At 36.8% G+C, this 10,775-nt stretch carries 9 protein-coding genes; 4 read left to right on the top strand and 5 right to left on the bottom strand.

The features are described from left to right. Nucleotides 1-218 precede the first annotated feature (218 nt). The gene (locus tag ENL20_11575) at nucleotides 219-401 is read right to left on the bottom strand and encodes a hypothetical protein (protein ID HHE39193.1); all 183 of its coding nucleotides are present in this window, start codon (nucleotides 399-401) and stop codon (nucleotides 219-221) included. 262 nt (nucleotides 402-663) lie between these two features. On the opposite strand from ENL20_11575, the gene ENL20_11580 reads away from it, so the two are divergent. The 4 genes from ENL20_11580 (at nucleotide 664) to ENL20_11595 (ending at nucleotide 4,407) form a co-directional block, all read left to right on the top strand. Beyond that, nucleotides 664-981 carry a hypothetical protein gene (locus ENL20_11580; GenBank protein HHE39194.1) on the top strand — a complete coding sequence of 106 codons (318 nt, stop codon included), beginning with the start codon at nucleotides 664-666 and terminating at the stop codon, nucleotides 979-981. A gap of 3 nt (nucleotides 982-984) precedes the next feature. Then, nucleotides 985-1,398 (top strand): nucleoside-diphosphate kinase, encoded by a 414-nt coding sequence (locus tag ENL20_11585; GenBank protein ID HHE39195.1) that lies wholly within the window; start codon nucleotides 985-987, stop codon nucleotides 1,396-1,398. A gap of 156 nt (nucleotides 1,399-1,554) precedes the next feature. Further along, complete coding sequence (locus tag ENL20_11590; GenBank protein ID HHE39196.1) at nucleotides 1,555-2,760, top strand: acetate kinase; 1,206 nt, start codon at nucleotides 1,555-1,557, stop codon at nucleotides 2,758-2,760. Between the two features lie 192 nt (nucleotides 2,761-2,952). Then, entirely contained in the window at nucleotides 2,953-4,407 is a 1,455-nt protein-coding gene (locus tag ENL20_11595; GenBank protein HHE39197.1) for a sodium:solute symporter, read from the top strand. 80 nt (nucleotides 4,408-4,487) lie between these two features. On the opposite strand, the gene ENL20_11600 is transcribed toward ENL20_11595, so the two are convergent. From ENL20_11600 to ENL20_11615, 4 genes are all read right to left on the bottom strand, one after another. Further along, a complete protein-coding gene (locus ENL20_11600; GenBank protein HHE39198.1) occupies nucleotides 4,488-4,916 on the bottom strand; it encodes a type II toxin-antitoxin system HicB family antitoxin in 429 nt (142 codons plus the stop codon). Nucleotides 4,917-4,940: 24 nt separating this feature from the next. Then, nucleotides 4,941-5,048, bottom strand: coding sequence for a hypothetical protein (locus ENL20_11605; GenBank protein ID HHE39199.1), 108 nt, complete (start codon nucleotides 5,046-5,048; stop codon nucleotides 4,941-4,943). Nucleotides 5,049-5,148: 100 nt separating this feature from the next. Continuing rightward, the gene (locus ENL20_11610) at nucleotides 5,149-6,570 is read right to left on the bottom strand and encodes a T9SS type A sorting domain-containing protein (GenBank protein ID HHE39200.1); all 1,422 of its coding nucleotides are present in this window, start codon (nucleotides 6,568-6,570) and stop codon (nucleotides 5,149-5,151) included. Nucleotides 6,571-6,649: 79 nt separating this feature from the next. Further along, complete coding sequence (locus ENL20_11615) at nucleotides 6,650-10,579, bottom strand: T9SS type A sorting domain-containing protein (protein HHE39201.1); 3,930 nt, start codon at nucleotides 10,577-10,579, stop codon at nucleotides 6,650-6,652. Nucleotides 10,580-10,775: the final 196 nt, after the last annotated feature.

A 10,775-nucleotide genomic window follows, 5' to 3' on the forward strand; every position in this document is an offset into this window, starting at 1 on the left:
AAGCGGCAGGAAAGCAATTGCATACACGCAGAAATACGGAACCTGGAGTTTACTCATTTCCTGGACACCGTTTCTGGGAGATCCACTCACGATCGCAGCTGGTATTTTCCGGATAAATTTCCTGAAATTTTCGCTGATCGTATATTCGTTGAGGATTATCGGGTACTGTTTGATCGGAGTTTATTTTTTGAATAGATAGCAAGTTAAAAAAAGTAGTCTTATTTTTTTTGATCTTCCTTATAAAATATCCTGATGCAGATAGCAAGCAAAATAAAACTATTGGCAATATGAAAGAAATTTTCTGAATTCGGTATTCCCGGAAAATCGAAAAAAAAGTTAATAATACCGTATAACATTAAAACAACGGCAATGACTATTAAAATCCAACTCAATAATTTCATCTTATCCTCCCATTTTAATTTTTGATGAAACATACTTTATGAATATACTTCTACAGATGTGTTAAATTGCAGTCAAGTAATTTCTTTGCATCGCATTTTGAAATCTGAAAAAATAATGAATAAAGATGAAATATATCCTGAAAATACAGAATTAATTGTATGAATACATTATTGATTTTTTTTAAATCCATATTATTTAAGAAAAGAGTTGTCAAAAAAATAAATGTTTGAATTTTAGCAAAAAATAAGAAAGGAGTTTTTCATGGCAGACACTAAATCCGATATGCAGATCAATTTCGACAGCCTTTTAAAGCAGGGATTTGCAGTCATAGATGTTCGTTATAGAAATTATGAAATAACGGATGGTAATTTCAAATACATCATTACACCGGTGGAAAGAGACAGAGATGATTTTTATCAGAATATGCTGAAACACTATCTCGGAAAGAACTCGGAAGATAAAGATATTTATAAACTCTGGATAAAGATCCTGAAACACAAATTAAAAATGAGTAAAATGCTGGGAAGAGACATTTCCATAAAAGTTGCAGCTCTCGATTTTGTGGAAACAAAAGATTAATTTATGGAGAATTATACATTACTTCTGATCAAACCAAATGCTACGGAAGAACATCATATCGGAGCTATTCTTAAGATCGTTGAAGAAAACGGATTTGCTATCGAATCATTGAAAATGATTTTCATGGATGACGATCTCAGTAGTCGATTTTATTCTGTCCATAAAGGAAAACCATTTTATAAAGGTTTGATAGAATTTATGCATTCCGGAAAAACAGTTGCAGCCATTTTAAAGAAGGATAACGCTATTGTTTCTCTCCGCAAATTAGTTGGAAACACAGATTCTAAAAAAGCAGAATCCGGTACAATCCGGCATCTTTATGGTGAAGATATTCGCAGGAATGCAGTCCATGCTTCTGATTCGTCGGAAAACGCAAAAAAAGAAATCTCGATTATTTTTCCTGATTTTAGATTTTAATGATTTTTGTATCCTTAATAAACTATAGGGCAAAATTATTGCGCTTAAATAAACATTACATTAGCAAGATTGCTTATGCAAAGAACAAACAAGATTGTTTGTTTTACATATTTTAATCAAAACATACTTTTAAAAAATCAACCGGAGTCCTAAAGGATGAAAGTTTTAGTAATCAATTGCGGTAGTTCATCCGTAAAATATCAATTTATAAACCTGGAAACAGAAAATGTGTTAGCTGATGGAATTGCAGAAAGAATCGGGGAAGATATTTCTTTATTCACATTTAAAAGTAAAAATTTCACCAGGAAAAAAGAAAAAATCCTTATTGAAAACCATGAAAAAGCTATTCAAATCATAATCAAAGCTTTGCTGGATAGAGAAAACGGGGTGATCCAAGATAAGTTCGAGATAGAAGCTGTTGGACATCGTTTAGTTCATGCTGGAGAACATTATTCAGGTTCGGTAGTAATTAATGAACATGTCGTCCAGATCATGAGAGAATGCGTTGCTCTTGCTCCGCTTCATAATCCTGCCAATATCAAGGGTATCGAAGCGATGAACAGTGTTCTTCCCAAAATACCGCAATGCGGAGTTTTTGATACTGCTTTTCATCAAACCATGCCATCAAAAGCTTATCTTTATGCTTTACCGTATAAATTCTATACAAAAGATAAGATCAGACGATATGGGTTTCATGGAACTTCTCATAAATATGTAAGTCGATTTGCTGCAGAATATCTTCAAAAGGACATCAAAGCTTTGAAAATAATTACCTGCCATATCGGGAACGGAGCTTCTATAACTGCTATCGAAGGAGGAAAATCCGTTGATACTTCCATGGGCTTTACACCACTCGAAGGTTTGATGATGGGAACTCGCTGCGGAGATATTGATCCGGCAATTCCGATTTATCTGATGAAAGAAAAAGGCATGGGTCCTGATCTTGTTAATATCATTTTAAATAAAAAAAGCGGAATGATCGGTCTCTCGGAAATCAGCAATGATATGCGGGAAATCGAAGATGAAATCATAAAAAATAAAAATCCCAAAGCAATACAAGCCCACGAAGTTTATGCATACAAGATCAAAAAATATATCGGTTCTTATACGGCTGTGATGAATGGATTGGATATTTTGGTCTTTACCGGGGGAGTCGGAGAAAATATGCCGATCCTGCGTGAACTTGTCTGTGATAATTTAGATTATCTGGGGATTAAACTGGATAAAAAAGAAAACAATCAATTCAAAGCCGGGATTTTGGAACTGCAGGCAAAAGAATCGAAAGTAAAAGTTTTGAAAATCCCGACCAACGAAGAATTGATGATCGCTTTGGAAACTCAACGGTTGCTGCAAAAGACTTAACTTTACGAAAATCATCTGAAAGTATTTCTTCTGAAAGAATTTATGTAAAGTCCGAGCCTTTCATTCCGAAGATTCTCTTAATTATATCTTTCGAGGAATCCGCACCTTAAAACAAGAAAAAAATAAACCTTGTAGATTCTTCGAGAGAAAAGCAGGAAGAAGAACTCAGAATGACAGAAGAAAGGATAAAATATGATCGCTAGATATTTAACAGTTATCGGTTATACTATCTTAATAATTTTTATTGGAGTATACGGTTCCAAACGAACCAAATCATTCAAAGATTTTATGCTGGGAGGTGGAAAAGTCGGTCCCTGGATGACTGCTTTTTCTTATGGAACTGCCTATTTTTCAGCAGTTTTGTTTATCGGTTTTGCCGGAAAGATCGGCTGGGGATTTGGTCTCTCCGGTTTATGGATCGCAGTTGGAAACACTTTTATCGGAGTTCTCGGAGTCTGGTTATTGCTGGGAAATAAGATCAAAAAAACTGCTACTTCTTACAATATCAGCACCATGCCGGAATTCCTCGAAGCAAGATATAATTCTCCCTTCCTGAAATTATTCGCATCCATCGCAATTTTCATTTTTTTTATTCCCTACACAGCTGCAGTTTTTATGGGATTGAGTTATCTCTTTGAATCAAATTTCCACCTTCCCTACACTTATGTTCTTCTGTTTATGGGAATTCTAACCGGAACCTATCTCGTTCTTGGTGGATATAAATCTATGGCAATGATCGATGTTATTTTCGGTATAATTATGGTTGTCGGAGTTTTCATTCTTTTAGGAAGTACGGTTTCCAAAGGTGAGGGACTACCCAATATTTTCCAAAGTTTGAAAGAGATTGATCCCAAACTTGTTTCTCCGGTCGGACCTCCCGGAATTTGGGCTTTACTATCGCTTGTTTTCCTGACGAGTGTTGCTCCTTTTGCCATGCCGCAACTCGTTCAGAAATTTTATGCGATCAAAGATAAAAGATCAGTGAAGATCGGAATGATCGCTTCCAGCATTTTTGCTTTGATCGTAACCGGAACAGCATATTTTACCGGAGCATTGACTCGCATTTTTCTTTCTCCGGAGAAAAATCCTCTGGCAGTTATGTATAATGAAGCAGGAAAAATTATACCAAATCATGTCGATGCCTTAATGCCGGAACTCCTGGTAACTGTCATTCCAGAAGTTTTATCTGTTATTATCCTTCTTCTGATCTTATCTGCTTCCATGTCAACTCTGGCGGCACTGGTATTGATCTCCAGTTCTGCGATCACTAAAGATCTTTATCACGGATTCCTGAACAAAGATGCTTCTGATAAAACTCTAACCATCCTGATGAGAGCCGGAAGCGTGTTTTTTATCATTCTTTCAATAATTTTAGCCCTTTTCAAACCGGCTGTTATTGTAACCATTCTCGCAATTTCCTGGGGAGCGATCGCATCCGTATTTCTCGGACCTTTTATCTGGGGACTTTTCAGTAAAAGAGTGAATAAAACCGGTGCTATTTTTTCTTCGGTTGGCGGACTCGCTATTTGTATTATTCTCTTTATTTTGTGGGGAAAAAGAATGGTTCCGCAAGCCGGGAGTATTGGAATGATCGCTTCGTTGGTGCTGGCTCCGGTTTTCAGTTTGTTTGGGAAAAAGGTAAATTAACAACGAATCAGACTTCGCATTGCTACGACACGGCAAGCAAAACTAACAAAAAATCAATATTTCGAACTTATTTTAAAAACTTATGAAAACACATAATCGAGTCTTAAATCCGGAAACTCTTTCTTAAATTTGGATAACATCGATAAAGTCGGATTTGCAGTTGAAGGTTTTTCAAACTTCTGATAACTCCAGATATTTTTCATACCCAATTTCGCAGCAATTTCTTTTTGGGAAAAATTATGAAGCAATCTGTATCTTCTTAAAAGAAAGGATAATGCAATTTTAGGTTCAACCTGAACTTCAACGGTATTCTTTGCATTAATATTCTTTTTTGGTAGATTAAAGATAACTTTTGAATCTTCAGGTTCTGAAAGATATAGATTTAAGGCTTCGTGCATATTTTTTTTTAATTCTTCTATAGAATTTGCTTGGGTTAAGCATCCATCCAATTCAAGACATTCTGCCCAAAAACCATTTCCTTCTTTATGTATTTTGAAGTGATAGTACATTTACTTTCCCTTTATTAATCTTTTTCATAACTTCTTTTCCAAACCTGTTCTTAATTCTTTGTGCATCGGAATCGTCTCTCTCTTTAATCCTTTTCCAATAATAAAATGGCTTCCTTTCTTTCGTTTGACCATCCATCCTGTTTTTTTTATACAATGCCAGCATCTCTTTTCCGCTTAAAGCCATTCATATTTCCCTTACCATATCAATTTGGTGTTTTTTATTGTCAACACTTTATCTCAACAACAAACACTTCTTACTTGCTTTTATCTTTCCATCGATATTCAAATTATAAAAATAAATTCCAGAAGAAACCTGCTTTCCGGATTCATCTTTTCCATCCCAGATAACTTCATTCATTTCAAATTTATCATTTTTCATTTTTAATTCGCGAATGCATTGCCCCTTAATGTTATAAATCAAAATCTCTGTGTTCTCTGTGTCTCTGTGGCAAGAAAAAGAAATCAAGGTTGATGAACTGAACGGATTAGGATAATTGGTCAGCCGAAAATCGTCATTCATCAATTGAAAATCATCGCTCCCGCTTCCGGTTATTTCGACTTCAACTTCATTCGAGGGCAAAGAGGAACCGGTATTATAAACAGCGGCAACAAAATAATGATAAATTCCGGAGATAAGAGCCATATCATAATAATCTTCTTCCAGCACACTCTGGATCACAACATCATTCCGATAAATATTATAAGCGAGAAAAATATCTTCCGATTCTTCCGGAGCTTCCCAGAAAAGATGAACATTGTTATTATCATAAATCTCTGCTTCCAGGTTTTGCGGTTCAGGTGGAATGCTTGGATCGATCTCCATTTCACAGTTTACAAATGTTGTATCATCAGCAAAAACTTCGATATTATCGAGCGTCAGATTCAAATAACCAAGAGCTACCACAGTAATGGAGCGAAATCCTTCGGGAACACCGTTCAAAAGGAAGTCACCATTTTCATCAGAATAAGTAAAACCAAATTGAGACATGATCTGGGCATTTTCGATCGGTTCCAGAGTCTGAGAATCAAAAACAATTCCGCCGATCGCACCAAAATCGACCATGGTGCCGCTGACTTCCATATTATCGATATTCCAACCGCAATACAGCCAGGAACCGTCTGTCGAACCGATAGAAAAGCGAAGTCGGACAAAATTGTGAAGATCAGCAAAATCTGAAATATCAAAATTCCAGAGTGACCAATTCGTATCGCTGATCGTGACATCATTTGCCCAGATCTCGATCCAGGACGAACCGTCATCATTGCTGATATCGATATAAGCATGGTCATAAGCAGGTTGTTCTATCCCGAGCCATTTCATAAATGAAAGTTGAACATCAATGAAAACGGAGCAATCGATGGGAGGAGAAATCGCATAAAATTCGCGGTCTGCAAGGTTGTTCTCGTAATCTCCATGATAATCTCCCAAGCCGGTCAGATCGACACCCAGAACTTTCTCACCTTCATAAGCACTTTGCGGATCTGGGTTTCCGTGTTCTCCACCTAATCCCTGCGGGGCTTCGATCTCAAATTCTCCGCTTAATAACCAACCTGTTTCTGTCTCAAAATCATCCTGCCAGATGAGTTCGGCAAAACAGAATACCGGAAGAATAAGCAACAATAACATTGTATTTATTTGTGATTTTTTCAGCATTAAAACTCCAATCTCGACTATTCGAGTTATAAAGACAGTTTAAAACTTGCCAAATTTCAAAAATTTGGCAAGTTTATTATCATCTCAACAAAAGCATTTTTCTGACTAAAGTCTTCTTATTATCAACTTCCAACCTATAGAAATAAACTCCGGAACCGACATTTTTTCCAAACTCATCTTTCCCAAACCAGGGGATCTCATACTTGCCGTTTTCCTGAACCTTATTTACCAAGGTCTTTACTTTCTGACCCTTAATGTTATAAATTTTCAGTTCCGTTTTACCTTTCCGTGGAATAGTGTATTTTATCATTGTGGATGAATTTCTGCTTGCTCCATTTAAATAGAAAGGATTTGGATAGTTGATCATAGAAATGGTTTGGGGATGAACCTTGTTTTCATCGTTTGCAACGAGTTCATCATCTGTGATTACAATAAAAAAATTGAGTAATGAATCCGACGGAGTATATGTTCTCGGTTCATCATTGTGTAAATCGAGGATCAAATCCGGCAGGATCAGGAAAACCAGATGATCTTCCGGTAAATTGTCCGGGAAGATATTGAAGTCTATTGGTTCGAGATTTGGTAATTCCAATTTCGCATTCCATTCAAAAGAAAAGCTTTCCTCTGTATTCTGCGGTTCTGTGAGGATTTGATGATAATCCGTAAAGTATCCTTCATTTGAAAAATCGTACGGAAGACTGAATGTTAAACAATCTGTGAATGGTTTATCTAATGGTTTTAAAAGGTCATAATTGGAATTATAAAGTGAATCTGCAAAATCGGAAGTTCCCACGATCACGGATGAATTTCTCTCCGGATTCCGGGCTGCATTTATTTCGAGTTTCCAATTGTAAGCAAATTCAGGAGAAAATGAATTTTCACGATAAGGGATAAATCTTGCTTCCAGGTCATCTTCATAACAATATAAGTAATATGCTTCTCTTTCCAGCAATTCATCAACCGGGATAAATCTTTGCTCGTGTCTGAAAACAACAGGTTCAATAAATCTCTGCTGAACTGCTTCATAATATTCGTAAACAGTTTCATCGAGGATAAACTGCAGTTGGTCTAAATGATAATTTGTCCGGTGAGGATTTGGTAAAAGATTCCAACCTTGACGCAAGTTATAATCGTACGCTGTGCGTTGAATTCCAGCATTTTCTACTACGAAATAAAAATCCTGCGGAGCAAATAACCAATAAGGCTGAAGAAATTCCAGAGGATCACTCTCATAAAAATCTCCCTCGAAATATTCATAAGAAACTGAATTTTCACCATAAACTTCTTCCGGTTCATAAAATCCTGTCTCAAAATTCTGCGTAACCAGATCCCATCCGGAAAAAGTTTCGATAATATTTTGGGAAGTAACAATCCCGAATTTGGAGGAAGAATAAAAAGTTAAAATGTCTCCTTCCAACATTACGACTTCCAGTTTTAATCTTAAATTGTCGAACAGTAAAGTCGGGACGAACCAATCGACTTCTGTTTGATTGGGAGCAAGTCCCGTTTCGATAGGAATCGTGATCTCATTATTTTCCGCATATAAATTTAAGTGATCGATTCCAATCTGAAAATCCAGCGACCAATCAAAATTTACAGTTTCATTCGGATAGAGAAGCTGGTTGGCAAAAGGTCCGAAATCCACATCCGGCACGAGGTTTCCATAATAAAGATCAAAAGTATAATAATTACTATTCGCAGGGAAAAAACTATAAGTATTATAAGTTAAATTTGTCCAGTTTCCGTTACGATAAAGATATAACCTGTCGCTGTTCCGGTCGAGATTGGCAATTCCGATTTCAACACTTTCATCATTCTGATTGGTTCGGAAACGGAAAGTCCACCGTTTGTATCCGGAAAATGGATCATACTGGCTGTAAATTTCCTGTTCGAATTTATTAGGAGGATCCCAGTTTTCTTCAAAAAATTCACAGAAAAAATACTCTCCTGAAGGATCGTCGTCTGTCGGAATATCAAATGAATCTGCATCATAACCATTGGAGGCATAAGGATTCATCCCGAAATAGCAGGTATCGTCAAAAGTCCCTTCATTTTGCTCGACATATATTTCAAAGACCTTTTGCGGAGATGCATATCCCAGATTTCCATAGAAATATTCCTCCATAAATTGATCATTGCACGAAATTTGATAAATATAATATTCTCCATTTTCAGCGGAATTATCGATAATACTATAAGTTTGGTCATCCAAATCGACTCCCATAAGTCCCGGATTAAATAACCAGCTATCGATGAGGATAAATTCCGTAGCATTCGTTTTGTGGTAAACATTAAATCCTACGCAACCGTTTTGCGTGGGAACATCCCAGGAAACATCTACATATCCATCCCGACCATAAGTTTCCAGGTTGGACATAATTGCAGGACCGGTACTGCTCGAAATTTCATCAGATAATTCGGAATAATTTCCGTTTTTATCTCTTATCCTGATCTTGAAATAATATTCCTGTCCCTGCTCGAGTCCGCCGATTGTATGATTAGTTTCCGCTAAACAGGCAAGAGTGGTATCATCGGATTTATCGCGAATCGTGAAATTGTCATCTCCGATGGGTTCGGCAGCATAGAGAATTTCATAAGAATCCAGGTCATAGCAATCTCCGGGAGTCCATTGCAAAGTAATATAATTAGAACATTCCGTAATCGTCTGGAAATCGGTTGGAGTAACTGGCATTTCTCCGTCATCCATCTGAAACATATCAGGAAGTATTCCGGTCAGAGATTCTAACCAGGGAGAATAATATTGGATAAATCTATCGAAACGATGTTCCAAATCCCACATTTGAGTGACTGGATTCCAACCATAAAACCAAAAATAGTTGTTTGTGTTCTGCGGATAAATATTGGGAAGCTCATCCATCTCAATATGGAAAAACGGCTCGAAATTATCATATTGATTCATTCCGGATTGAGTGTATTGCATCTGCCGGTTCTGGCTATATCCCCAGAGATCCGTATGATTGCTTACAGAGAAAGTCGTATCTTCATCCGAATAAGTAAAATCATACCTGCTATAATGAAAACCAAAAAAATCATTTGTATAAACTGGAGGATGAATACCAACTGTATTTGCCTGATGAACAATATATCCGGTTTGATTCACAACATCTTTTCTTGCTGATGAAAAATCCCTGATAGGAAGGTCTGGGCTGGCAACATTATATCCTCCGGAAATCTGTACATCAGGATAGCCCCAATGGCTGTTTCCCCAATCATAAGTATGAACCTGAATACTGAATTCCTTTTGTCCGAATTCATCTCTGATCAAATCACAAAATCGCCGGTAGCAGATATTGAACGGATGTGAAGATGCCCGGGAAGGATCACTCAAAGATTTACTGTTATTATAATCTCCTTCTTCGGTCCATTTAACTTCCCTGCCTGCTCCGGAAATCAGCAGAAATTTCGATTCCTGTTCCACAAAAACCTTATGGGCAAAAGGAACTGAAGGATAATCATCATTAGGATGTGGTGCTGTCGTAATATGCGGATACTGACCTTCGGGGTAATAAACATACAATCCCCAACCATAGTCAAATGCTCCAACTTCATCATCATAATGAGGATTAGTATCATTATTATCATAATGCTCCATATTGGGAAGTTCCCGCAAGATATGATAAGTTCTGTCCGTATCTGTGTCATTAAAGATCACAACCTGGTATGGAAATTCGAACAAATCGAGAGAATCCTGAGCTTCATCGAGATTGCCAGCCAAAAACTGTAATACAGTATTTTCCCATTTTACGAGCATGGAATCAGTCGGAATGATAAAATCTCCGAAACCATCCATCTGTCTATCCCAGGAAGCATAAACATTGTAACCGGGTGAAGCAATTCCTTCTGCAATATGGCTGTTCCAGTTGTCATATTCGCATTCAGGAGCATTTCCATAAAGGAAGGCTTTGAAAGATGCGGTCTCTTCGATAACTGCGAACAGCGAATTAATTATAAATATGAAAAGAATGAAAAGAAGAATTTTTCTGTTCATAGATAACTCCTGAACCGATTTTTTCTATAATGTTATTTTTATTTTAGTTGTTTTTTCTTGCAAGGTTTTTGTGTTTTGGAGTAAAACAACTATGTTGTTTTAATGAGTTGTTGGTAACTCATCACTAGTGAAAACGACTTTGTCGTTTTTGCTTCAAAATAATTGAAGCACTCCAAAAGACTCCAAATCAGCGAAT

Source organism: Candidatus Cloacimonadota bacterium, from assembly GCA_011372345.1.
Classification (GTDB): domain Bacteria; phylum Cloacimonadota; class Cloacimonadia; order Cloacimonadales; family TCS61; genus DRTC01.

What these genes read in the sequence shown, in the direction of transcription:
- ENL20_11575 (HHE39193.1), bottom strand. Translation starts at nt 401, where the DNA reads ATGAAATTATTGAGTTGGATTTTAATAGTCATTGCCGTTGTTTTAATG.
- ENL20_11580 (HHE39194.1), top strand. Translation starts at nt 664, where the DNA reads ATGGCAGACACTAAATCCGATATGCAGATCAATTTCGACAGCCTTTTA.
- ENL20_11585 (HHE39195.1), top strand. Translation starts at nt 985, where the DNA reads ATGGAGAATTATACATTACTTCTGATCAAACCAAATGCTACGGAAGAA.
- ENL20_11590 (HHE39196.1), top strand. Translation starts at nt 1,555, where the DNA reads ATGAAAGTTTTAGTAATCAATTGCGGTAGTTCATCCGTAAAATATCAA.
- ENL20_11595 (HHE39197.1), top strand. Translation starts at nt 2,953, where the DNA reads ATGATCGCTAGATATTTAACAGTTATCGGTTATACTATCTTAATAATT.
- ENL20_11600 (HHE39198.1), bottom strand. Translation starts at nt 4,916, where the DNA reads ATGTACTATCACTTCAAAATACATAAAGAAGGAAATGGTTTTTGGGCA.
- ENL20_11605 (HHE39199.1), bottom strand. Translation starts at nt 5,048, where the DNA reads ATGGTCAAACGAAAGAAAGGAAGCCATTTTATTATTGGAAAAGGATTA.
- ENL20_11610 (HHE39200.1), bottom strand. Translation starts at nt 6,570, where the DNA reads ATGCTGAAAAAATCACAAATAAATACAATGTTATTGTTGCTTATTCTT.
- ENL20_11615 (HHE39201.1), bottom strand. Translation starts at nt 10,579, where the DNA reads ATGAACAGAAAAATTCTTCTTTTCATTCTTTTCATATTTATAATTAAT.